Source organism: Methylobacterium sp. AC315, from assembly GCF_979253755.1.
The window spans coordinates 1-23,379 of sequence record NZ_CEEDEA010000011.1 but is presented as its reverse complement, the minus strand read 5'-3'; the positions used below and the strand labels follow the sequence as shown (position 1 = coordinate 23,379).

19 protein-coding genes and 1 pseudogene are annotated in these 23,379 nt (G+C 71.3%); 12 read left to right on the top strand and 8 right to left on the bottom strand.

Annotation, left to right across the window (positions count from 1 at the left end):
• Positions 1 to 15 precede the first annotated feature (15 nt).
• Positions 16 to 270, top strand: a complete 255-nt coding sequence (locus AC0IY0_RS18295) for a hypothetical protein (protein ID WP_147910178.1) — start codon at positions 16 to 18, stop codon at positions 268 to 270.
• A gap of 10 nt (positions 271 to 280) precedes the next feature.
• Here the strand turns inward: AC0IY0_RS18295 and AC0IY0_RS18290 are convergent, their stop codons facing one another.
• Both AC0IY0_RS18290 and AC0IY0_RS18285 read right to left on the bottom strand, forming a co-directional pair.
• Positions 281 to 988, bottom strand: a complete 708-nt coding sequence (locus AC0IY0_RS18290) for a response regulator (protein ID WP_471764919.1) — start codon at positions 986 to 988, stop codon at positions 281 to 283.
• Entirely contained in the window at positions 985 to 1,476 is a 492-nt protein-coding gene (locus tag AC0IY0_RS18285; protein WP_147910186.1) for a MarR family winged helix-turn-helix transcriptional regulator, read from the bottom strand. The genes AC0IY0_RS18290 and AC0IY0_RS18285 overlap by 4 nt, the downstream gene beginning before the upstream one ends.
• A 273-nt stretch (positions 1,477 to 1,749) precedes the next feature.
• Between AC0IY0_RS18285 and AC0IY0_RS18280 the strand changes: the two genes are divergently transcribed.
• Positions 1,750 to 3,114 carry an 8-oxoguanine deaminase gene (locus AC0IY0_RS18280; RefSeq protein ID WP_471764918.1) on the top strand — a complete coding sequence of 455 codons (1,365 nt, stop codon included), beginning with the start codon at positions 1,750 to 1,752 and terminating at the stop codon, positions 3,112 to 3,114.
• A 338-nt stretch (positions 3,115 to 3,452) separates the two neighbouring features.
• On the opposite strand, the gene AC0IY0_RS18275 is transcribed toward AC0IY0_RS18280, so the two are convergent.
• The 3 genes from AC0IY0_RS18275 to AC0IY0_RS18265 form a co-directional block, all read right to left on the bottom strand.
• Positions 3,453 to 5,126, bottom strand: a complete 1,674-nt coding sequence (locus tag AC0IY0_RS18275; RefSeq protein ID WP_147910741.1) for a formate--tetrahydrofolate ligase — start codon at positions 5,124 to 5,126, stop codon at positions 3,453 to 3,455.
• Between the two features lie 257 nt (positions 5,127 to 5,383).
• Positions 5,384 to 7,252, bottom strand: a complete 1,869-nt coding sequence (locus AC0IY0_RS18270; RefSeq protein ID WP_147941729.1) for a tetratricopeptide repeat protein — start codon at positions 7,250 to 7,252, stop codon at positions 5,384 to 5,386.
• 671 nt (positions 7,253 to 7,923) lie between these two features.
• Entirely contained in the window at positions 7,924 to 9,597 is a 1,674-nt protein-coding gene (locus AC0IY0_RS18265) for an electron transfer flavoprotein-ubiquinone oxidoreductase (RefSeq protein WP_147941730.1), read from the bottom strand.
• A gap of 280 nt (positions 9,598 to 9,877) precedes the next feature.
• On the opposite strand from AC0IY0_RS18265, the pseudogene AC0IY0_RS18260 reads away from it, so the two are divergent.
• Positions 9,878 to 10,698 (top strand): annotated as a pseudogene (locus AC0IY0_RS18260) (uracil-DNA glycosylase).
• Positions 10,699 to 10,835: 137 nt separating this feature from the next.
• Positions 10,836 to 11,747 (top strand): KPN_02809 family neutral zinc metallopeptidase, encoded by a 912-nt coding sequence (gene ypfJ / locus AC0IY0_RS18255; protein ID WP_147941327.1) that lies wholly within the window; start codon positions 10,836 to 10,838, stop codon positions 11,745 to 11,747.
• 729 nt (positions 11,748 to 12,476) lie between these two features.
• Here the strand turns inward: ypfJ and AC0IY0_RS18250 are convergent.
• Entirely contained in the window at positions 12,477 to 12,737 is a 261-nt protein-coding gene (locus AC0IY0_RS18250) for a hypothetical protein (protein WP_147910434.1), read from the bottom strand.
• Between the two features lie 176 nt (positions 12,738 to 12,913).
• Between AC0IY0_RS18250 and AC0IY0_RS18245 the strand changes: the two genes are divergently transcribed.
• Both AC0IY0_RS18245 and AC0IY0_RS18240 read left to right on the top strand, forming a co-directional pair.
• Positions 12,914 to 14,536 carry an ABC-F family ATP-binding cassette domain-containing protein gene (locus tag AC0IY0_RS18245; protein ID WP_147941328.1) on the top strand — a complete coding sequence of 541 codons (1,623 nt, stop codon included), beginning with the start codon at positions 12,914 to 12,916 and terminating at the stop codon, positions 14,534 to 14,536.
• A 163-nt stretch (positions 14,537 to 14,699) separates the two neighbouring features.
• Complete coding sequence (locus AC0IY0_RS18240) at positions 14,700 to 15,179, top strand: hypothetical protein (RefSeq protein WP_147899111.1); 480 nt, start codon at positions 14,700 to 14,702, stop codon at positions 15,177 to 15,179.
• A gap of 145 nt (positions 15,180 to 15,324) precedes the next feature.
• Here AC0IY0_RS18240 and mnmE read toward each other — a convergent pair whose 3' ends face one another.
• Positions 15,325 to 16,650: a tRNA uridine-5-carboxymethylaminomethyl(34) synthesis GTPase MnmE gene (gene mnmE, locus AC0IY0_RS18235; RefSeq protein ID WP_471764917.1), complete on the bottom strand. Its 1,326-nt coding sequence runs from the start codon at positions 16,648 to 16,650 to the stop codon at positions 15,325 to 15,327.
• Between the two features lie 173 nt (positions 16,651 to 16,823).
• Here mnmE and bla point away from each other — a divergent pair, with 173 nt between their 5' ends.
• The 6 genes from bla to AC0IY0_RS18205 all read left to right on the top strand — a co-directional run bounded on the left by bla (position 16,824) and on the right by AC0IY0_RS18205 (position 22,448).
• Positions 16,824 to 17,723: a class A beta-lactamase gene (gene bla / locus AC0IY0_RS18230; RefSeq protein WP_471764915.1), complete on the top strand. Its 900-nt coding sequence runs from the start codon at positions 16,824 to 16,826 to the stop codon at positions 17,721 to 17,723.
• A 117-nt stretch (positions 17,724 to 17,840) separates the two neighbouring features.
• Entirely contained in the window at positions 17,841 to 18,347 is a 507-nt protein-coding gene (locus AC0IY0_RS18225; protein ID WP_461230287.1) for a YbaK/EbsC family protein, read from the top strand.
• A gap of 245 nt (positions 18,348 to 18,592) precedes the next feature.
• On the top strand, positions 18,593 to 18,916 hold the full coding sequence (locus AC0IY0_RS18220; RefSeq protein WP_471764976.1) for a hypothetical protein: 324 nt from the start codon (positions 18,593 to 18,595) through the stop codon (positions 18,914 to 18,916).
• 170 nt (positions 18,917 to 19,086) lie between these two features.
• A complete protein-coding gene (panC, locus tag AC0IY0_RS18215) occupies positions 19,087 to 19,935 on the top strand; it encodes a pantoate--beta-alanine ligase (protein WP_147941332.1) in 849 nt (282 codons plus the stop codon).
• 200 nt (positions 19,936 to 20,135) lie between these two features.
• Positions 20,136 to 21,050, top strand: a complete 915-nt coding sequence (locus AC0IY0_RS18210; protein ID WP_147910440.1) for an alpha/beta hydrolase — start codon at positions 20,136 to 20,138, stop codon at positions 21,048 to 21,050.
• Between the two features lie 123 nt (positions 21,051 to 21,173).
• The gene (locus tag AC0IY0_RS18205) at positions 21,174 to 22,448 is read left to right on the top strand and encodes an OprO/OprP family phosphate-selective porin (protein ID WP_461230290.1); all 1,275 of its coding nucleotides are present in this window, start codon (positions 21,174 to 21,176) and stop codon (positions 22,446 to 22,448) included.
• Positions 22,449 to 22,470: 22 nt separating this feature from the next.
• Here AC0IY0_RS18205 and AC0IY0_RS18200 read toward each other — a convergent pair.
• The coding region (locus AC0IY0_RS18200; RefSeq protein ID WP_471764914.1) for an EAL domain-containing protein at positions 22,471 to 23,379 on the bottom strand (909 nt) is incomplete at its 5' end.

Below are 23,379 nucleotides of genomic sequence, written 5' to 3'. Positions count from 1 at the left end.
GCCACATGCTGAGACATGCCTGGACGCGCCCGGAGCCGCCACACGACCTTCCTGGTGTCCGTGACCGCGGAGCGATCCGGCGGCCGGGGCCGGTCGGGTTCCAAACCCGCTCCCCTGGTCTACGCCGTGATGAAGCCGAACGCCGAGGCCGCCCTGGCGGCGGTCCGTGCGCTGGCCGATGGGCCGGTCGCCGTCGCCGTCGTGGGCAGCCTCTCCACCCGGGTGTCCAAGGGGCTGAAGCTGAAGCCGGGCGAGCCGCGGGTGGTGTAGCGGGCCCGGATCAGTCCACCGCGAGCCGGTAGCCGACGCCCCGCACCGTCTGCAGGAAGACCGGGTTGGCGGGGTCGACCTCGGTCTTGCGGCGCAGGCGGTTGATCTGCACGTCGACCGTGCGCTCCGCGGCGGCGCCCCCGGGGCCGGCGAGCTGCTCGCGCTCGACGTTGGCGCCCCCGGCCGCGGCCAGGATCGTCAGGATCTCGCGCTCCCGGTCCGTGATCCGGATCAGCGCGTCGTCCCGGCGCAATTCACCCCGGTCGATGCGGAACGCGAACGGCCCGAAGGTCACCGACTCCGCCGCCGCCTCGCGCGAGTGGTCGCTGCGCTTGATGATGTTGCTGAGCCGGAGCGTCAGCTCCCGGGGCTCGAACGGCTTGGGCAGGTAGTCGTCGGCGCCGATCTCCAGGCCCATCACCCGGTCGTTCGGGTTGGAGCGGGCGGTGAGCATCAGGATCGGCACCCGGGAGGTCTCGCGGACGCTGCGGGCGTAGTCGAAGCCGTTCTCGCCGGGCATCATCACGTCGAGCACCATCGCGTCGAACACGACGCTCTGGGCCCGGGCCCGGGCCTCGGCGGCGCTGGCCGCCACGGTGACGCGAAACCCCTGGTCGGTCAGGTAGCGGGCCAGCAGTTCGCGCAGGCGGCGGTCGTCGTCGACCACGAGGACGTGCGGCGCCGCGTCGGGCAAGTCGGCCCGGGGGGCGGCCGTCACGCGCCGCCACCGCCGGTCGGCCCGCGCCGGGCCATCAGGCGCCGGACCGCAGGCCGGTCCTCCGGCTCGATCATCGCCATCAGAAAATCCTCCGGGGAGCCCAGCGCGTCCGGCGCGGCGAGCGCTCGGGCCAGGCGCCGGGCCTGGACGCGGGTGAGGTCGGCGGCCAGCTCGGCACCGGACGGCGTGCAGTACAGCAGGCGCTGGCGCCGGTCGCTCGGCCCGGTCTTCTGGGTGACGTAGCTCTGCCCGATCAGGTCCTTCAGCACCCGGTTGAGGCTCTGCTTGGTGATCCGCAGGATGTCGAGCAGCTCCGCGATGGTCAGCCCCGGATAGCGGTCGACGAAGTGCAGCACCCGGTGATGCGCACGGCCGAAGCCGTAGGCGGCCAGGATCCGGTCCGGGTCGCCGACGAAATCCCGGTAGGCGAAGAACAGCAGCTCGATCAGGTCGTCGCTGCCGAGGGCGTGCGCGGCGGTCGCGGCCACGCCGTCCGGCCGACGGGGCGCCGCGGCAGGCAGCCCGGAGACGCGCAGGCCGTCGCGCTGAACCGATGACGTCACGGGGGGCAGACCGTCACTTTAAGCAGACCGGATGATAAGAAGGTCAGTCCCGCTGACATGTCTCAGCGCCGCCCGGGAGCGTCAAGCCCGGGGGCGCCGGCCCGCGAGACAGCCGCCCCTGACCCGTCCGGGGCTTGCCGGCCGCCGCGCCGGGTCCGATACCGGTCCGGTGCGAGGTCGGGACCCGAGGGGAACAGCATGCGCGACGCCGAGATACGGGGCCGCCGGGTCTGGATCCGCGATCCGCTGGCCATCCTGGCCGAGGGGGCCGGGGGCGGCGTCGTGGTGGAGGGCAGCCGGATCGTCGAATGCGTGCCGGCGGGCGCCCGGCCGGCCGCCCCGGTGGACGAGACCTTCGACGCCGCGCGCCACGTGGTCGTCCCGGGGCTGATCAACACCCACCACCACGCCTTCCAGACGCTCACCCGGGCGCACCCGCTGGCGATCAACAAGCCGCTCTTCCCGTGGCTGAAGGCGCTCTACACGGTCTGGGGCCGGATCACCCCGGAGGCGTTCCGGCTCGCCACCCGGGTGGCCTATACCGAATTGCTGCTCTCGGGCTGCACCACGGCGGGCGATCACCATTACCTGTTCCCGGAGGGACTCGAGGACTCGGTGGACGTCCAGGTCGAGGAGGCCCGGAGCCTCGGAATCCGCGCCGCCGTGACCCGTGGGTCGATGAGCCTGTCCGACCGGGAGGGCGGCCTGCCCCCCAAGACGCTGACGCAGGACGACGACACGATCCTGGCCGATTGCGAGCGGGTGCTGAACCTGTTCCACGACCCCGCCCCCGGGGCGATGGTGCAGATCGGCCTGGCGCCGTGCTCGCCCTTCGCGGTGACCGAGCGGCTGATGCGCGAGAGCGCGGAGCTGGCCGCCCGGCACGGCTGCCGCCTGCACACCCATCTCGGCGAGACGCTGGACGAGGACGGCTACTGCCAGTCGATGTTCGGCTGCCGACCGGTGGACTACCTGGAACGGGTCGGCTGGATGACCGACCGGGTCTGGCTCGCCCACGGCATCCACTTCAACGACGCCGAGGTCGCCCGGCTCGGCAAGGCCGGGGTCGGCGTGTGCCATTGCCCAACCTCGAACATGACCCTGGCGTCGGGCCGCTGCCGCACCTGCGAACTGGAGGCGGCGGGCTCGCCCGTGGGCCTCGGGGTCGACGGATCGGCCTCCAACGACAGCTCCAACCTCATGGAGGGGGTGCGGCACGCGCTGATGCTGAGCCGGCTCACCTACGGGGCGGAGGCCGTGACCCATCGCGATGCCCTGCGCTGGGCCACGCAGGGCTCGGCCGCCTGCCTGGGACGCGCCGATATCGGCCGGATCGCGCCGGGCCTGGAGGCCGACCTCGCCCTGTTCACCCTGGACGAGCTGCGCTTCTCCGGCGCCCACGATCCGCTGGCCGCCCTGGTCCTGTGCGGCGCGACCCGGGCCGACCGGGTGATGGTCGCCGGCCGCTGGCGGGTGATCGACGGTGAGCCGCTGGGTGTGGATACGGGCCGCCTGCGCGAGGACCATTCGCGGCTGGCCAAGGCGCTGTTCGGGGCGGGATGAGCCTCGAAGGCGGTCGGGTTTCCGCCGCGTCGCGGACGAGGGCCAAGGGCGGTGCCGATGCTGCGCCCTCCCCCATCTGTGGGGGCGGGAGGGCGCAGCATCGGCAGGGGGCGGCAAAGGGGAACCCGGCTTCTGGATGAAACCGAGCGGGCATGACGGCCGCAGCCATAGGCTGCACGTTGCGCCCCTCGCACGGGCCTTCGTCCCGGCCCGGCCCGGCTTCGGGTGCCACCTTCCCCCGCAGGGGCGGGAGATGCGCGTGCGTCCAGCCGTCAGCCTGATTCAGCAGCGACGTCTGACTGACTTTGCCTGCAGAGGCGCAGCCCGAGCGACCCCGCTTAGAACAGCCCGTCGATCTGCCCGTCGGCATCGAGGCGGATCGTGTCGGCGGCGGGGACCCGGGGCAGGCCCGGCATGGTCATGATCTCCCCGCAGATCGCCACCACGAAGCCGGCACCGGCCGAGAGCCGGACGTCGCGCACCCCGACGACGTGGCCCTCGGGGGCGCCCATCAGGCTCGGGTCGGTGGAGAACGAGTACTGGGTCTTGGCCATGCAGATCGGCAGGTGGCCGTAGCCGTCCTTCTCGAAGGTGGCGAGCTTGCCCGCGGCCTTGGTCTCGATCTGGATGTCGGCGGCGCCGTACAGCTTGGTGGCGATCGCCCGGATTTTTTCCGAAAGCGGCGCCTCGGTCTCGTAGGCGTAGCGGATCGGGGCCGGCTCCGAGGCGGCGAGCCGCACCACCGCGTGCGCCAGCTCCTCGGCGCCGGCGCCGCCCTCGGCCCAGTGGCGGCAGGTGATCGCCTCGACGTCGAGGCGTTCCCGGCACAGCTCCTTCAGCCGGGCGTGCTCGGCGTCGGTGTCGGCGTGGAAGTGGTTGACCGCGACCACAACGGGCAGGCCGAAGCCGCGCAGGTTGGTGACGTGCCGGGCTAGGTTGGCGAACCCCGTCTCGAGGGCGCCGATGTTCTCGGCTCCAAGGCTCTTCTTATCGACGCCGCCGTGCATCTTGAGCGCGCGGATCGTGGCCACCACCACGACCGCCGAGGGGCTCAGGCCGGCCTGCCGGCACTTGATGTCCAGGAACTTCTCCGCGCCCAGATCGGCGCCGAACCCGGCCTCGGTCACGGTGTAGTCGGCCAGCCGCAGGCCGGCCCGGGTGGCGATCACCGAGTTGCAGCCATGGGCGATGTTGGCGAACGGGCCGCCGTGGATCAGCGCGGGGTTGCCCTCGAGCGTCTGCACGAGGTTCGGCTGCAGGGCGTCCTTGAGCAGCACCGTCATGGCGCCCGTGGCCTTCACGTCCTTGAGCGTGACGAGCTTGCGGTCGCGGGTCTCGGCGATGACGATCCGGCCCAGGCGCTCCTCGAGGTCGGCGAGGTCCTTGGCGAGGCAGAACACCGCCATCACCTCGGAGGCGACCGTGATGTCGAACCCGTCCTCCCGGGGGAAGCCGTTGGCGACGCCGCCGAGCGACTGGGTGATCTGGCGCAGGGCCCGGTCGTTCATGTCGACGACCCGGCGCCAGTGGATCCGGCGCACGTCGATGTTGAGCTCGTTCGCCCAGTAGACGTGGTTGTCGATCAGGGCGGCCGCGAGGCTGTGGGCCGACGTGATGGCGTGGAAGTCGCCCGTGAAGTGCAGGTTGATCTGCTCCATCGGCACGACCTGGGCCTTGCCGCCGCCGGCCGCCCCGCCCTTCATGCCGAAGCAGGGGCCGAGCGAGGGCTCGCGCAGGCAGATCATGGTCTTCTGGCCGATGCGGTTCAGCGCGTCGCCGAGGCCCACCGTGGTGGTGGTCTTGCCCTCGCCCGCGGGCGTCGGCGAGATCGCCGTCACCAGCACGAGCTTGCCCGGCGCCTTGCCCTCGAGCCCGGCGATGTAGCCGTGGTCGAGCTTGGCGATGTGCTTGCCGTAATTGTGCAGCGCCTCGTCCGGGATGCCGAGCTTCTCGGCAACCTGTGCGATCGGCTTCAGGGTCGCGGCGCGGGCGATCTCGATATCTGACGGCATGGGCGTTCTCCCTGGCTCCGCGGGCCCGGCGCCCGCCCACCCGCCGACTGTTATCGTACGGGGATCTTGCCTCGCGATGATGTGCAGCGCCGGTCGCTCGGATGCGCGGACGCAGCCCGGGACGCGGCGAGGCCGCCCGAGGGCAGCCGCGGCACTGTGCGTCAAACCGACCGGAAAAGCGCGTCGATTTTTATGAGCCGACGGACAAATTAGTCTTGCCGGCCCGGAGAGTATGCGCGCCCCGGAGGAGGCAGCTTTTAACCCCCCGACTTCTTGGCCTTGTCGGCGGCGCCCGGGGCCTCGTGCGGCTGCGGGGCGCCCTTGGGCAGTTCCGGATTCTCGGCGTTGTGCGGGGCCGCCACCGGGGCCGGCACCGTCTCGGCCGTCGCGGTGGGCTTCTCGATCTCCGGCAGGCCGTCCTTCAGCTTGTCGTTGATCTGCGCGAGGTCGTCCGGCTCGGGGTTCAGGTCCTTGGCATGCTGCCACTGGAACTTGCCCTCGAGGCGCCGGCCTGAACGCCAGTAGGCGTCGCCGAGGTGGTCGTTGATGGTCGGGTCACCGGGCTTCAGCTCGACCGCCTTCTCCAGCTCGCGCACCGCGTCGTCCCAGCGGCCGAGGCGGTAATAGGCCCAGCCCAGGCTGTCGACGATCATGCCGTCCCGGGGGCTCGCGTCGGCGGCCTGCTGCAGCAGCTTGAACGCCTCGTCGATGTTGATCTTCTGGTCGACCCAGGAATAGCCGAGATAGTTCATCACCTGGGCCTTGGCGGCCGGCTGGCTCGCCGGCACCAGGGACAGGGCCTTCTTCAGGTCGGCCTCGGCCTTGGGCCATTGCTTGGCGCGCTCGTAGGCGGTGCCGCGGAAGTAGAAGGTCGTCCAGTAATTCGCCAGCGGCCGGTCGCCGATCAGATCGATGGCGCGGGTATAGGTGGCGGCCGCCTCCTCGTACTTCTTGCGCGCCCGCTGGACGTTGCCCAGCGCGGTGATCACGTCGATGTCGTCCGGATGCGCCTTCATGGCGGCGTCGAGATGGGCCAGCGCCTCGTCGCCCTTGCCCATCTGCTCCAGGTTGAGGCCGACCTGGATGTCGGCGTTGAGCTTGAGCGGCGAGGTCGCGGGGATCTGCGCGTAGGCCTCGTTGGCCCGCTCGGTCTGCTTCATCCGGTCCAGGGTGTCGGCGAGCGTCAGCCGGGCCAGCGCGTGGTCGGGGGCGAGGTAGAGCGCGAGCCGCAGGTAGATCACCGCGGGCAGCTCGTCGCCCTGCGTCGAGCCCGCCGAGCCCAGCCCGTACAGCACCTCGGCGGCGCCCTCCTGGGCGTTGCCGATCAGGCGGGCCAGCGGCTTGCCGTCCTTGAGCTTGTCCAGGGCGTCGCGCACCAGCGGGTGCCGGGGCGAGAGCTGGTCGAAGTCGGAATAGGCCTGGATCGCCAGGTCGGTGCGGCCGAGGCTGGCCTCCAGCCGGGCGTAGGCGTCGACGATCCGCAGGGTGTTGCGGTCGGCCTCGTAGGCGGCCTTGAGCCGCCGCTCGGCCTCGGCGTTGTCGCCGATCACCGAGGCGATCAGGCCGGCATGGTAGTCGCGGAAGGTGTTGTAGTAGCGCTCGCCCCGGAGCTTGTTGACCGTCTCCAGCGCCTTCTTGCCGTCACCCGCGCCGGCATAGGACCAAGCGGTCAGCAGCGTCGCGGTCAGGTCGGTGGCCGCGCCCCGGCCGCTCCTCGAAAAATTCTGGCGGGCGGCGGCCCACTGGCCGGCCTTGATCTGGCGCACCCCGAGGGAGAGGTTGGCGAGCCCGTTGGTGGGATCGCGTGCGATCAGCTTCTCGCCGGCCCGGAACGCGTCCGGCAGGGCGCCGTCGGCGAGCAGCGAGATGAAGGCGCGCTCGACCAGCTCGGCGTTGCGCGGGTCGGCCTTGACCGCCTCGCGGTAGAAGGTCGCCGCCGCCGCCGTGTCCCGGGAGGCGCCCGCGATGTAGGCGGACAGGAAGTTGCCCTCCAGGGATTCCGCGGGCTCGTATTCGAGCAGCGGGGCCGACTCGCGCGGCTGGGCGGCCAGAACGGTCTGAGGCAGGCCGGCGGCGAGCATCAGGGCGAGCGCCGAGACGCTCCGGCGGGCGCGTGTTGTCATCATGAACCGGTCGCGGCTCCTGGGCGCCGGCCTACGGGGGCCGGGCGCGAGAATGGCGGGGCATCCCCGAAAATCGCTGGGGACACTGAACGCATCCCGCCAGCCCCGCAAGGCGAAAGGATGGCGCGGGGGCTTACGGATTCAGGCCGGCGCGGTAGCCGGCGTCCTCGGACTCGCGCACGTCTGTCAGGCTTGCACCCGCGCGGGCCCTCGTCGCTTGCTGCGACAACGTTGCCGCCCGCGGCGAACAGATCGGCCGGAGGTTTGCTCGGAAGCATCGCCGGAAGCGTGTTCGTCGAGGGGCGAGGCACGCTCACAGGGATAGCGAGACCGGCACTCCGGCACGCGGCTACCCCAGGCCAGAGGTCCGGACGGGTCGAGGCAGCCGGGTCGAGAAAGGTCGTCGGGGCGAGGAAGGTCTTCGGGGCGAGGAAGCCGCCCCGATGCTTTGTCACGATTGCCACAGCGCGCGCCCTGACGTCGCGCTCAACACCCGGACGGTCGGACGAAACGTGTTTCTCTAATGAAACGGGGGCAACCGGAGCGCCATCCCGTGGGAGGCGCCAGGGCTCGGCGACCCAAACCCGCTGCCGGCTGATCACGAACATATGGGTACGCCCGCCTGTCCGACGAACGGCGAACGCGTCAGACGGCCGATATGTATCGGCCGTCCCTCACATGTTCGGATAGTTCGGTCCGCCCGGGCCCTCCGGCGTCACCCAATCGATGTTCTGGTTCGGGTCCTTGATATCGCAGGTCTTGCAGTGGACGCAGTTCTGCGCGTTGATCTGGTAGCGCACGCCGTCGCTGGCGGCGGCGTCCTCCACCCACTCGTAGACGCCGGCCGGGCAGTAGCGGGACGAGGGGCCGCCGTAGACGTCGTGCTCCGAGCGCTTCTGCAGCTCCAGATCGCGGACCTTGAGGTGGGGCGGCTGGTCCTCCTCGTGGTTGGTGTTCGAGAGGTAGACCGAGGAGAGCCGGTCGAAGGTCAGCTTGCCGTCCGGCTTCGGGTAGGTGATCGGCGTCACCTCCGAGAGCGGCTTGAGGCAGGCATGGTCCGGCTTGCCGTGCTTGAGCGTGCCGAACGGCGAGGCGCCGAGCAGGCTGGTCGCCCACATGTCGACCCCGCCGAGCCCCACCCCCACCAGGGTGCCGTAGCGCGACCAGAGCGGCTTGACGTTGCGCACGGCCTTGAGGTCCTGCCCGATCGGGCTGTCGCGCCAGCCGGCATCGTAGGCGGCGAGCTCGTCTCCGGCCCGGCCGGCCTTCAGGGCGTCCGCGATGGCGTCGGCCGCCTGCATCCCGGACAGGATCGCGTTGTGCGAGCCCTTGATCCGCGGCACGTTGACGAAGCCCGCCGAGCAGCCGACCAGGCAGCCGCCCGGGAAGACCAGTTTGGGCACCGATTGCCAGCCGCCCTCCATGATGGCGCGCGCGCCGTAGCCGATGCGCTTGGCGCCCGCGAAGGTGTCGGCGATCATCGGGTGGGTCTTGAAGCGCTGGAACTCCTCGAACGGCGACAGGGTCGGGTTCTCGTAGTTCAGGTGCGTCACGAAGCCGACCGACAGCAGGTTGTCGTCGAAATGGTACAGCCAGGAGCCGCCGCCGGCCCGGTTCGGCAGGGGCCAGCCCATCGTGTGGCGCACCAGCCCCGGCTCGAAGGTGGAATCCGGCAGCTGCCACAGCTCCTTGACGCCGAGCCCGTACTTGAAGTGGTCGCTGTGGCGATTGAGCGAGAACCGCTGGATCAGCCCCTTGGTCAGGTTGCCCCGGGCGCCCTCGCCGAACACCGTGTACTTGCCGCGCAGCTCCATGCCGCGGGTGTAGTCCTCGCGCGGATCACCCGAACGGCCGATCCCGAGGTCGCCCGTGGCGATGCCCGCCACCGCGCCGGCCTCGTCGAACAGCACCTCGGAGGCCGGGAAGCCCGGATAGATCTCGACGCCGAGGGCCTCCGCCTGGGCGCCCAGATACTTGCAGGTGTTCGACAGCGAGCCGACGAAGTTGCCGTGGTTCGACATCAGTTTGGGGAAGAACACGTTCGGCAGGGTCACGCCGCTGTTCTTGGTCAGCATCATGAACTCGTCGCGCCGGACCTCGGTCTTGAGCGGCCGCTCCGGATCGGTGCGCCAGTCCGGGAGCAGCCGGTCGAGGCCGATCGGGTCGATCACCGCGCCCGACAGGATGTGGGCGCCGACCTCGGAGCCTTTTTCCACGACGACGACGGAGATCTCCTCGCCGATCTCGGCCGCGCGCTGCTTCAGGCGGATCGCGGCGGCGAGCCCGGCCGGCCCGGCGCCGACCACGACCACGTCGAAATCCATGCTTTCGCGTTCGGGCAGCGCCATCGTCGAGCCTCCTGTTTTCTTGTCGCTATGCCCGATCCGTTGCCGGATCGGCAGTACGTGTCGCCGTCTCAAGCGATTCCAGACTGGAAAGGCAAGCTGCCGGAGCCCGGACTTGAGCGAAAGCTCTCCTATGCCGCATGGGGGGAATACGGACGGGCTCGGGGCGACCCGGCGGTCACCGTGGCGTGCGGCAGGGCGCCGAAGGCCGCGCCGTTCGGTCACGCAAGTCCTTGCCGTCGAGCGGGTTTCAAGAGTTGTCCACAGGCATCGAGCGCCCCACATGCTGACCAGCATGCCGAGCCCCACCGACGCGCAAGCCGACCTCATCGCCTATCTCGATTTCCACGTGGAGGCCGGCGCCGACGCGGTCCTCGACGAGCGGCCGCACGACCGCTTCGGCGAGGCCGACACGCCGGCCCCGACCCTGCGGGCGCCCCGGCGCCCGGCGGCTTCGCCCCGGCCCGCACCTTCGGGCGTGCGGCGAGCGCCCAGCCGGAGGAGGCGGCGAGCGATGCCCGCGCCCGGGCGCGCGAGGCCAAGAGCCTCGACGAGCTGGAAAAGATCCTGGCGGATTTCGACGCCTGCCCGCTGCGCTTCACAGCCAAGAACCTGGTCTTCGCCGACGGCAATCCCGAGGCGCGGGTGATGTTTCTCGGGGAGGCCCCGGGCGCCGACGAGGACCGGATCGGCAAGCCGTTCATGGGCCGCTCGGGCCAGCTCCTCGACAAGATGATGGCGGCGATCGGCCTCGATCGGACCAGCGCCTATATCGGCAACATCGTGCCGTGGCGGCCCCCGGGCAACCGCAACCCGACACCCCAGGAGGTGGCGGTGTGCCGGCCCTTCGTGGAGCGCCAGATCGAGCTGGTCGATCCGGAGGTGATCGTCTGCCTCGGCGCCCCCGCGACCCAGACGCTGACCGGCACCAAGGACGGGATCCTGCGGACCCGCGGCCGGCTGTTCCCGTACAAGCTGCCGACCGGCGAGGCGAAGCTCCTGGCCACCCTCCACCCGGCCTTCCTGCTGCGACAGCCGGTGCAGAAGCGCCTCGCATGGCGGGATTTTCGCGCCTTGCGCGCCCTGCTCGACGGGAAAGCTTGACCGGAGCCGCGGAACCGGGCGTTCCCTCCCGTCATTAGAGTTTCGTCCCGAACGGTGTCTGCCGGCTTTCGGACATAGGCGATGCACAGTTAGGACCGCACCCTGCCCGGCGGCAGGCGCGGCATCAGGGCGGGACCATGCGCTGGGACGATCTACGCAGCTCCGACAACGTCGAGGATCGCCGCGGTGAGGGCGGTGGCGGCGGCGGCATGGGCTTCCCGGGCGGCGGCGCGGGCGGCCTCGGGATCGGCACCATCGTGGTGCTGATGATCATCGGCTACTTCACCGGCATCAACCCGGCGATCCTGATCGGCGGCGCCCAGCAGATCGGCCGCGGCGGCGGCCAGCAGGAGCAGACGGCCGACCCGCAAACCCAGTCCCGGCGCCGCCAGGCCCCGACGGACGAGAGCGGCCGGTTCGCCTCGAAGATCCTGGGCAACACCGAGGACGTGTGGAGCCAGATCCTGCCGCAGCAGACCGGCAAGCAATACACCCCGACGACCCTGGTGCTCTACACCGGCGGCACCCGCTCGGGCTGCGGCTCGGCCCAGGCCGCCATGGGCCCGTTCTACTGCCCGCTCGACAAGAAGGTCTACCTGGACACCGGCTTCTTCAAGGAGATGGCGAGCAAGTTCGGCGTGAAGGGCGACTTCGCCTACGCGTACGTCATCGCCCACGAGGTCGGCCACCACGTCCAGGACGTTCTTGGCATCCTCGGCAAGGTCCAGGCCCGCCAGCAGCAGGCCTCCAGCAAGACCGAGGCGAATGCCCTGTCGGTGCGGATCGAGCTGATGGCCGATTGCCTGGCCGGCGTCTGGGCCAAGAACTCGAACGACAAGTACGCGGAGCTGGAGCAGGGCGACATCGACGAGGCCCTCAACGCCGCCGCCCAGATCGGCGACGATTCGCTGCAGAAGCGCTCGCAGGGCTACGTGGTGCCGGATTCCTTCACGCACGGCTCCTCGGCCCAGCGCCAGCGCTGGTTCACCGCCGGCTACAAGAGCGGGCAGACCAAGGCCTGCGACACGTTCCGGACGGCGAACAACTGAGGCTCGGTCAGGGCTCCGGGGATACGGCGAGCGGGCGCTGTCTATGCGGGCGTAGCGACGCAACCCTGCGGCGCTACGCTCCCTGACCGGACGCTTCCCCGGGTCGCTTCGCTGCGCTCGTTCCGCGACGGGCATCGACCCCGCTCTCTCGCGCGCGCCGGCATCCCGGCGACGTGGATGGCGACAGGCGTACGCCCTGTCCCAGTCCGATCCATCCATTCCGATCCATCCAGATCGCGATGGCGTCCCTCGCCGTGGCTGCGAAAGGACAGGGCGCCCTGAGACGGGACCTGCTGCAACATCTCGGCCTCTCGCCGGAGGAGCGGGTCGACCTGCGAGACGTGGCCAAGTGGTGCGCTGCGCGCGCGGGCGGCCCGGCCATCCGGCACCATCGCCGATGTCGTCCAAGCCTTCGACGCAGACGTGACGCGGCATGCGCCTCGGACGATCGAGGCGATGAACGCCCGGGCGGAGGCGGGCTTGGGCTGGTGCGCCGGACGACGCACGAACATGTCCCTTGACACCGCCGTGTTGGCTCGGACTCAGGCCGCGAGAGGCCGGTGGCGACTTCGCCGACGGCGTCCTGGCGTAGGAAGGCCGGCGGCTCGCCGGTGAGATCGTCGTCTCCTTCGACCAGGAGGCTGTGACGTCGCGGGCCCGGCACGGGGAGGCCGCGCAGCGCCTGTGCGGAACGCGGCTCCGGTCGCGATGCGTCCCGGGCCGGGCTTCTCAGCGCTGGCTCAACCGCAGGGCGTTGGCCTGGACCTTCCGGCGGTAGCTGCGGATCACCTTGCCGTTCGAGGCGCCCGAGGCGACCATCAGGGCCGCTTCGCTGGCCGCCATGATCTTCTCCGTCACCATGCGCTGCGCCTCGATCTGCGCGGCCGGGCCGCCCACCGCGAACATCGCCATGCGCTGTGCGATCACCCCCTGGGCCTCCAGGCCCAGCATGGCCATGTCCAGGCTCGTCTTCCACCAACCGAACAGCATCGCGTTCCTTGTGTCTCGCGCGGGGCAACGGCCCTGCCTGTGCTTGGCTCCCGGCGCCGATCCCACGGTTGCGTGAGCGGCAAGCGGCCCCCCGACCCCGGCTTCGTCTTTGCGCCGTCTCGATCCATGCCGTAAGCGGCCCGAAGCATTTCCCCCGGACACGGCAACCGCCCTTCATGATACGCCTGGACAAAATCACCAAGCAGAACGGGCGGCAGCTCGTCTTCATCGAGGCCTCGGCCGCGCTCCAGCGGGGCGAGAAGATCGGGCTCGTGGGTCCGAACGGGGCCGGCAAGACCACCCTGTTCCGGATGATCATCGGCCAGGAGCAGCCCGACGAGGGCCAGGTCGCGGCCGACCGGGGCATCACCATCGGGTATTTCAGCCAGGATGTCGGCGAGATGGCCGGGCGCAGCGTCGTCACCGAGGTGATGGACGGCGCCGGCCCGGTGAGCACGGTGGCGGCCGAATTGGCGGAGCTCGGCGCCGCGCTCGCCGACCCGGACCGGGCCGACGAGATGGACGCCCTGGTGGAGCGCTACGGCGAGGTCCAGGCCCGGTTCGAGGAACTCGACGGCTACGCCCTGGAGGGGCGCGCCCGGGAGGTGCTCGACGGCCTCAGCTTCAGCCAGGAGATGATGGACGGCGATGTCGGCGCCCTCTCGGGGGGCTGGAAGATGCGGGTCGCGCTCGCCCGCATCCTGCTGATGCGCCCGGACGTGATGCTGCTGGACGAGCCGTCCAACCACCTGGATCTCGAGAGCCTGATCTGGCTCGAATCGTTCCTGAAGGCCTATGACGGCGCCCTGCTGATGACCTCGCACGACCGCGAGTTCATGAACCGGATCGTCACCAAGGTGATCGAGATCGACGGCGGCGCGCTGACCACCTTCTCGGGCGACTACGCCTTCTACGAGGGCCAGCGGAAGCTGAACGAGGCGCAGCAGCAGGCGCAGTTCGAGCGCCAGCAGGCGATGCTGGCCAAGGAGATCGCCTTCATCGAGCGGTTCAAGGCTCGGGCCTCCCACGCCGCCCAGGTCCAGAGCCGGGTGAAGAAGCTCGATAAGATCGAGCGGGTCGAGCCGCCCCGGCGGCGGCAATCGGTGGCGTTCGAGTTCCAGCCGGCGCCGCGCTCGGGCGACGACGTCGTGATGCTGAAGGGCGTCCACAAGCGCTACGGCAGCCGCACGATCTACGAGGGGCTGGACTTCTCGGTGCGGCGCCGGGAGCGCTGGTGCGTGATGGGGATCAACGGCGCCGGCAAGTCGACGCTGCTGAAGCTCGTCACCGGCACCACCGCGCCGGACGACGGCTCGGTCATGGTCGGCGGCAGCGTCAAGCTCGGCTACTTCGCCCAGCACGCCATGGACCTGCTCGACGGCGACCGCACCGTGTTCCAGACCCTGGAGGACGCGTTCCCGCAGGCCGGGCAGGGCTCGCTGCGGGCGCTGGCCGGCTGCTTCGGCTTCTCGGGCGACGACGTCGAGAAGCGCTGCCGGGTGCTCTCGGGCGGCGAGAAGGCCCGGCTTGTGATGGCCCTGATGCTGTACGACCCGCCGAACTTCCTGGTGCTCGACGAGCCGACCAACCACCTCGACATGGGCACCAAGGAGATGCTGATCACCGCGCTTGCCAACTACGAGGGCACGATGCTGTTCGTCTCCCACGATCGGCATTTCCTGGCGGCGCTGTCGAACCGGGTGCTGGAGGTGACGCCCGAGGGCATCCACCAGTACGGCGGCGGCTACACCGAGTACGTGGCCCGCACCGGCCAGGAGGCGCCAGGCCTGCGCAGCTAAACCAGGCCTGCGCAGCTGAACGAAGCCTGCACAGCTGAACGAGGCCTGCGCAGCTCACAGGGGCCTGCACGATTGACGGGGGCTGGGCCGCGACCTTCGGGCCCGCTCCCGCGCCGGGTTTCCGGCGCTAAGCTCGTGGCGACCGGGCCGGGGGCCAGATGCCGTGCGACGCCTGCTGAAATTCCTCCACACGATGGGGTCGGCCGGGTTGCTGGGGGCGATGGCGTCCCTGGTGGTCCTCCTGGCGCTGGCTCCCGCGCCGGCCGCCCTGCCCGGCTACGCGGCGATCCGGGGCGCCATGGGGGCCGTCGCCACCTGGGTGTTCCTGCCGTCGCTCGCCGCGACCCTGCTGTCCGGGCTGCTCGCGATGGCCCTCAACCGGGCCTACCTCAACGCCGGCTGGGCCTGGGTGAAGCTCGCCACCGGGGTCCTGATGTTCGAGGGCGGCCTGGTCTACGTGCAGGGGCCGATGAACCGCGAGGCCGAGCGCAGCGCCCGGGCGCTCGCCGGCCTGCTGGATCCCGCCGCCCTGGCCGCCTCGCTGGAGGGCGAGCGCGGCACGCTCTGGGTGCTGCTGGCGGTGTCGGCCGCCAACGTGGCCCTGGGGATCTGGCGCCCGCGGATCCTGCGGATCCCACAATAGCCCCAATGGCCGGCCTGGCGGACTCGGGGACCTGTTCGTCCGCACGCGGAAAAGGCCGCGGTTCGAGGGCGGCGGTCGGCAGGATAAACGCGATTGCCGAGCCCGGCGCGACCGCCAGATCCCTCGAAATACGCCGGCTAACAAACTACTTTCCGATGCAGAAACCGGAAAACAGCCGGTCCAGCACATCCTCGACGCCGACATGCCCGCCGACCTCGCCCAGCGACCGGACTGCGAGCCGGAGATCTTCTGCAGCGAGTTCGGGCAGAGCGCCCGCCCCGGCGAGAAGCCGGTCGAGATGCGCAACGCAGGCCTCCAGCGCCGCCCGGTGGCGGGCCCGCGTAACCAGCGCGTCGCCGGTGCCGAGCCCGGCTTCCGCCGCGATCTGAATCGCGTCCAGCAGCGCGTCCAGCCCGGCCCCGGTCCGGGCCGAGACCGCCAGTGCTCCGGGCGCCACGGTGTTTGTTAAGCCGGCAAAAAGATCGATTTTGGTACGCACCGGGAGAACGGGAAGGTCGGCCGCACCGAGATCCGGCCCGCTCCCGTCCGGGGGTACGAGGGCCAAGACGAGGTCGGCTGTGCCGATGCGGGCGCGGCTGCGCCGGATGCCCTCGACCTCCACCGGCTCGGCGGTTTCGCGCAAGCCGGCGGTGTCGACCAGGAAAACCGGCAGGCCGCCGAGATCGAGGCGGATCTCGATGGCGTCCCGGGTGGTGCCGGGCACATCCGACACGATCGCGACGTCCCGCTGGCTGAGCGCATTCAGCAACGTCGATTTTCCGGCATTGGGCGCACCGGCCAGCACCACGACAAACCCCTCGCGCAGGCGCTCGCCCCGGCGGCCATCGTGCAGGGCGGTCGCGATAGCGTGGCGCAGGCCGGACACGCGGCCGAACAGTGCGGCGTCGAGGCTGGCCTCATCGACGTCACCCTCGTCGGCGAAATCGAGCGCGGCCTCGGCCGCCGCCAGGCAATCAATCGCCTCCGCCCGCCATGCCGCGACCTGGCGGCTCAGCGCCCCGTCGAGTTGGCGCAGGGCCTGCCTGCGCTGCCCTTCGGTCTCGGCGTCGATCAGGTCGGCCACCGCCTCGGCTTCGGCGAGGTCCATGCGGCCGTTGAGCACCGCCCGGCGGGTGAACGCCCCGGGGCCGGCCGCCCGGCAGCCTGGGATCCGGGCCAGCGCCGTGAGCACACCCATCCGCACCGCCGTCCCGCCATGCAGGTGCAGCTCGGCCATGTCCTCGCCGCTATAGGTGTCGGGCCCCGGAAACCACGCGACCAGGGCGCGGTCGAGTTCGGTGCCGTCCGCGGGATCCCGCAGGGTACGCAGCGACAGGCGCCGGGGAGATGGCAGAGGTCCGGCAAGGGCGCCCAGCACCGCCCGGGCGCCCGGCCCGCTCACCCGGATCACCGAGACGGCGGCGCGGCCGAAACCGGTGGCCGGTGCGAAGAGGGTATCGGACTCGGTCATGCTGGTGTCACTGGCGGTGGTGCGCGGCCGCTTGGAATCCGACGCGTTTCACGTGAAACACGCGCTCCAGCCCCTGTATCACTCCGATGCGGCGAGTCGCGCCCCTGGCGTCATCGATCGGTCAAGCCGACGCTTAAGATCGGCGGGACGATCCACCGAGAGAGCGAGACGCCGTGACGTCCTGGACCCGCCGTACCGTTTGCCTCGGCGTCCTCGCCGCACCGTTAATCCTGAGCCAGGGGACCGTCCGGGCCGATGAGACGGCCCCGACCCTGGCGGAGATCGAACGGCGTCTCGGCGGCCGTCTCGGGGTCTCGGCCGGGACACGGGACCGCGTGCTCCTGAGCCACCGGGTGGACGAGCTGTTCCCGATGTGCAGCACGTTCAAGGCGGTCGCCGTCGCGGCCATCCTGGCGCGGGTCGATGCGGGATCGGAATCCCTGGACCGGGTCGTCGACTTCGGACCCGACATCCTCCTGAGCTATGCACCGGTGACCCGGAAGGTCGTGGAGGCCGGCGGCGGCACCGGGCGGATGTCGATCTCCGACCTCTGCGCCGCCGCGATCGTGTGGAGCGACAACAGCGCGGCCAACCTGCTGCTGACCGCGCTGGGCGGACCCGAAGCGTTGACCGTCTGGCTGCGCGGCACCGGCGATACCCGCACCCGCCTCGACCGGGACGAGCCGACCTTGAACACCGCGTTGCCGGGCGATCCGCGCGACACCACCAGCCCGGAGGCGATGCGCCAGACCCTCGGGCGCGTGCTGCTCGGTCCGGTCCTGTCGGCGGCCTCGCGCGGGCGATTGGAGGCCTGGATGATCGCGTGCCAGACGGGGGCCAAGCGCCTGCGCGCGGGGCTGCCACCGGATTGGATCATCGGCGACAAGACCGGCAGCGGCGACAACGGCACGTTCAACGATGTGGCGATCCTTCGGCCGCCGGGCTCTCCGTCCGGACCTGCGCCGGTCCTCGCCTGCGTGTACGTCACCGGAGCCACGGCTCCCGCGCCGGCTATCGAGTCGGCCTACGCCGAGATCGGCCGGCTCATCGCCACCAGGGTGGGCGCCACCTGATCCGAGACTGCAGTGGCGCAGCAGGCCGGGTATCGGAGCCGGTCCGATACGCGCGCCTTTTTTGGTCCGCCGCATCTTCTCACGAATTTCGGCCGCCACCTCTCGAGACGATGCTCCATGGCCAAAACGCCTGCCACCAAAACGCCTGCCACCAAAACCACCCGGGCGACCCTGGCCCTCGACAAGGCCGGGATCCGTTACAGTCTCCACGCCTACGCCTACGATCCGGACGCCCCGCGCATCGGCCTCCAGGCCGCGGAAGCGCTGAGCGTCGAGCCCGGCCGTGTGCTGAAGACCCTGATGGCGGCGGTGGATGGGCGGACGGTCTGCCTCCTGGTGGCCTCCGACAAGGAGGTCTCGATGAAGCGGGTGGCGGCGGCCTTCTCCGGCAAGGCGGCGGCGATGCTCAAGCCCGCGGATGCCGAGCGCCTCACCGGCTACCATGTCGGCGGTATCAGCCCGCTCGGGCCGAAGCGGGTTTTTCCCACCGCGATCGATGCCGGCTCGCTGTCGGATCCGGCGGCCGAGATTCACGTGAACGGCGGCGGGCGCGGCCTGCAGATCCGTCTCACCGAGGGGGACCTCGCGGCCGTGCTGACGGCCCTGGTGGTGCCGCTGACCTGATCGGCCTTGAGGAACGCTCCAAGGATCGCTCCAGGGATCGCTACAAGCGATCACTTCGAGCGATCACTTCGAGCGATCACCTCAAGGGCACACCCCGACGGTAAGCCGCCGTTTACCCTGGTGCAGCACCCTGGCCCGGGATGCGGGACGGGTTCGGCATGCGGGTGACGGCACGGCAGCGACGCAGGGCATGCGGGACCCGGCCGCACGGGATCGGGACGGTGCTCGGCCTCACCCTCCTGGCCATGTGTGCCGGCGCCCGGGCGGCCGACCTGGACGTCCGCAGCGGCCTCGACGGGCGCGGCAGCTACGAGACCGTCACCCGGAGCGGCCCGCGCTTCTTCCCGCGCAACGATGGAATCGAGCGGCGCCCGGTCTACGCCCTCCGCACCCGGGCGATCCCCGTGGGTTGCACGCCCCGCCGGGTGCCGGTGCCGACCAACGCGCCCGACGATCCGAGCTATGTCGGCTCGGAATACGGCCTGTCGCATCCGAGCTACTACGGCTTCACGCCGCCGCTCGGTGTCGACGACCCGTTCGGCCGGTCGCTCCTGCCTTACTGCCCCTGATCCGGCATCGGCGGGGTCCCGGCGCGCGGAGCAGGCTCCGGAGCATCGTCCCGAACGGTGGCGGCCGGCGTCAGCCATACGCCGGGGCACATCCGCGTTCGCCCACCGGGTGCCGGTTCCGATATCCGGCCCGATGCGCTAGATCGGCGCCCCGCCGCGGAGCCGGACCCGTGCCCGAATCGAATCCCCTGCGTTTCAGCGATCTCGCTCCCCTGCGCCAGAGCGTGGGCGCCTGGCGGCGTGCGGGCGAGCGCGTCGTCCTGGTCCCGACCATGGGGGCCCTGCATGTGGGCCACCTCGCGCTGGTGGCCGAGGCCCGGCGGATCGGCCGTCGGGTGGTGGCGAGCATCTTCGTCAACCCGACCCAGTTCGGCCCGAGCGAGGATTTCTCGCGCTACCCACGGGACGTCGAGGCCGACCTCGCCCTGCTCGGCCAAGCCGGCGCCGACGCGGCCTGGACGCCCGCGGTGGAGACCATGTACCCGCCGGGCTTCGCGACCCGGATCGATGTCGCCGGCTTGACGGACGGGCTGTGCGGCCCGTTCCGGCCCGGCCACTTCTCCGGGGTCGCCACGGTGGTGACCAAGCTGCTGAACCAGGTCGGGCCCGACGTCGCCCTGTTCGGCGAGAAGGATTTCCAGCAGCTCCGGGTGATCCAGCAGGCGGTGGCCGACCTCGACCTCGCGGTCGAGATCCGGGGTGTCCCGACCGTGCGCGAGGCTGACGGCCTCGCCCTGTCGTCGCGCAACCGCTACCTCATGCCCGAGGAGCGCGCGGTGGCGCCGCGCCTGCACGCGGTCCTGGCCGGCATCGCCGCGGCAGCCCGGGGCGGCAGCCCCGTGGCGGGCCCTGTCGCCGACGGGCGTGCCGCGTTGGAGGCCGCGGGTTTCGAGGTCCAGTACCTCGCGGTCTGCGACACCCGGACCCTGGCCCAGGTCGAGCGGGTCGAGGCCCCGGCGCGGGTCCTGGCGGCCGCGTTCCTGGGCCGGACCCGGCTGATCGACAACGTGGCGGTCTAACGCTCGTCCGACGCCCGGGCGCGCCGGCCAAAACGCGAGGTTTCGAAAGGCCCGCGACCTTTTGCAGGTGCGAGGCAGAGCCCTGCGAGGTGGCGCGCCGATCACAATCCCCGTTGCATTGGGTTGCGGATCCCGATCATCTTGGCCAATCACGCGGCTCCGGCCATCGTGACTGTATTCAACCGTGCCGGGATCCGACGATGCCGAGTCCTTCCGTCGACGCGAGCGAGATCGCCGTCATCCGTGCACGCCTCGCGGCCAGTCCTCGCCCGGCCGACCTCGCGGCCCGGCGCGCCCGGGTCGATGCGCTGGGGGCGGGATATGGCCTGCCGGACGATGTCGCGGTCCAGCCGGCGAAGCTCCGGGACGTGCCCGCGGAATGGACCGCCACGCCCGCCGCGGACCGCGACCGGGTGATCCTGTTCCTGCACGGGGGCGGCTACGTCTCCGGGTCGCTGGAGAGTCACCGCCACGCCGTGGCCCAGGCGGGCCGGGAAGCGGGGACGCGCACCCTCGCCCTCGCGTACCGGCTCGCGCCGGAGCACCCATTCCCCACCGCGCTGGGCGACGCCCTGGCCGGCTACCGGTTCCTGCTCGAATCCGGGTTCGCCCCTGGCCGGATCGCCCTGGCCGGCGAGAGCGCGGGCGGCGGCCTCGCTTTGGCCGTGGCCCTGACCCTGCGCGCGCGCGGCCTGCCCCTGCCCGCCTGCCTCTGGCTCAGCTCGCCCTGGACTGACCTCGCGCTCACCGGGGTGAGCCTGGACACCAAGGCTGCGGTCGATCCGCTGCTCAGCCGGGTCTACCTCGCCGAACTCGCCGCCGCCTACCTCAACGGTGCCGATCCCGGCGACCCATTGGTCTCGCCGATCCGCGCCGATCTCGCCGGGCTGCCCCCGATGCTGATCCAGGTCGGTTCCGCGGAGACGCTTCTCGACGACGCCCTGCGGCTCGCCGGGGTGGCGGCGGCCGCGGACGTGGCGGTCGAGTTGCAGGTCTGGCCGCACATGATCCATGCCTGGCACCTGTTCTACCCGGAGGTCGCGGCCGGCCGGCGGTCCCTGGCGAGCGCGGGGCGCTACATCCGGGCGTATCTCGACGGGGCCGCCGGAGGCTGATCGGCCGTCGGTCCGGGATCCGCTCCGCACGGACTGGGACCGCGGGGCCACGCTCCCGATCATTCGGGCGATTCTTGCTCTACGTCATTGGCGCCCCGCCCGATCCATGGCCCGGTGATGGGCATGCGCCCCGTCCCTGCCCTCGTGGTCCTGACCCTGGCCGCCTCGCCCGCCGGGGCGGCCGAGGATGCGATCGAGGGTATGGCCGGCCCCGCCGGCGAGCGCCTGCGCTACGACGCGAAGGGCCTGACCTTCACCGTGCCCGAGCCGGAGATGAAGCTCCAGATCGGTGGCCGCCTCCACCTGGATGCTGGCGCGGCCAGCTTCAGCCGGCCGGGCCTCGCCGCGGCCTTCCCCGACAGCGTCGCGGTGCGCCGCTCCTGGATCGAGCCGACGCTCACCATCGGGAAGGATTGGGTGGTCGCCTTCCAGTACGATTTCAGCGACCCGGTCCTGCCGATCAACGACGCCTTCGTCGCCTGGACCGGGCTGCCGGACACGATCCTGACGCTCGGCAACATGAAGGTGCCCCTGAGCCTCGAATGGCTGCAGAGCAACAACGACACCCTGTTCGCCGAGCGCTCCCTCGCCAACGCGTTCGTGCCGGATCGCCGCTTCGGCTTCGCTATCGGGCATCACGGGCAGGCCTGGACCGCCGTGGCGAGCGTGTTCGGCGACGCCGCCAGCAACGGGATCACCGGGGACGGGGTGGCGGCGGCGGGCCGCGCCACGGTGGCGCCGATCCTGGAAGAGCGCGAGACCCTGCATTTCGGCCTCGCCGGCGTCTTTCAGAGCCGGAGCCGGGCCGACGGTGCGTTCGGCTTCTCCACCGCGCCGGAGACGTTCCTGTTCACGCGCCCCTTCGTCGACACCGGCGACCTGCCGGACGTGGCGCGCGTGTCCCGGGTCGGCGCCGAGTTCGCCTATCGCAACGGCCCCGTCCTGGTGCAGGCCGAGTATATCCACGCCGCGATCGACCGGTTCGGCGGCCCGGGCGGGGCCGTCCCTGGCCTCAATTTTCAAGGCGGGTATGTCGAGGCCGGCTGGGTGCTGAACGGCGCCGGCCGCGCCTACGCGCTGGCCCCCAATGGCGGAACGACCTACGCGATTTTCAGGGGCGTCCAGCCCCGGGACGACCAGCGGGTCTCCCGGGGCGGGATCGGCGTGTTCGAGCTGTCCGCCCGCTACAGCGCCATCGAGCTGAACGCCCGGGGCTTTCGCGGCGGCGCCGAGCGGGACGTGAGCCTGGGCCTGAGCTGGTATCCCGAGCCGAACCTGCGCCTGATCGCGAACGTCATCCACGGCCGCGTTCAGCCCGGCGCGGCCCAGTCGGACGCGCGGGGCACCGCGCCGTTCTCGGTCGACACCGTTCTGGGACGGCTTCAGATCTATTGGTGAGCCGCACGGCTCGGACCGCCGGTCAGACGGCTCTGCGCAGGACCGAGCGGAACGGCCGCCGCTCGGGCTCGGGCTCGGCCGGCGCGGGCGGCGGCTCCGGCGGCGGCGCGGCCAAAACCTCGGCGCGCACCGGCCGTGGCGCCGCGAAGGCGGCACCCTGGGCGTACGGGATGTCGAGGTCGATCAGGTCCGGCACGTCCGCCTCGTCGGCGACGCCGGTGGCGATCAGGCGGATGCCGGCCCGGGCCAGGGCCGGGGCGAGATCCTCGATGGCGATGTCCGACAGGCGCCGTCGCTCCGGCCCCGGCCGCAGCAGCAGCTCGGCCGGAACCTTGACCTGGCCGACCCCGAGCCCCGCGAGCTGGGCCACATCGAAGCGCAGGTCGTCCGCCCGGTCGAGGCTGAACCCGATCCGGCCCCGCAGCGACAGGAGCAGGCCGCGCTGCCCGCCATCGAGACCCTGCCAGCTCGCCTGCGGCAGCGCGATCGCCAGCCCGGCCAGGGCTGGATCGTCCGCGACCGTGCGGGCCAGCTCGCGCAGCAGCCCGGGCTCGAACAGCGAGAGCGGCGACAGGCCGTAGGTCAGCATGGTCTCGCTGCCCCGGCGGGCGAGGTGGCGGACCACGATGGCGGCCCGCTGCAGCATGCGCCGGTCGAGCTCGGTGGTGCGGCCGTAGCGCTCCAGCACCGGGAGGAACGCCTCCGGCTCGGTCAGCTGGCCATCGACCCGCAGGCGGGCCAGCGCCTCGTAGGCCGTGACCTTGCGCTGGGGCAGGCTCACCGTCGGCTGCAGGTGGATCTCGAGGGCATCCGCCTCGAAAGCCCGGACGATCTCGGCCTCGTGGTCGGCCCGAGGCGTGGCGGTCAGAGGCGTGGCGGACCAAGGCGCGGCGGCCCGGGGGGCGGGACGGGGCGGGAGTGGGCGCGGCAC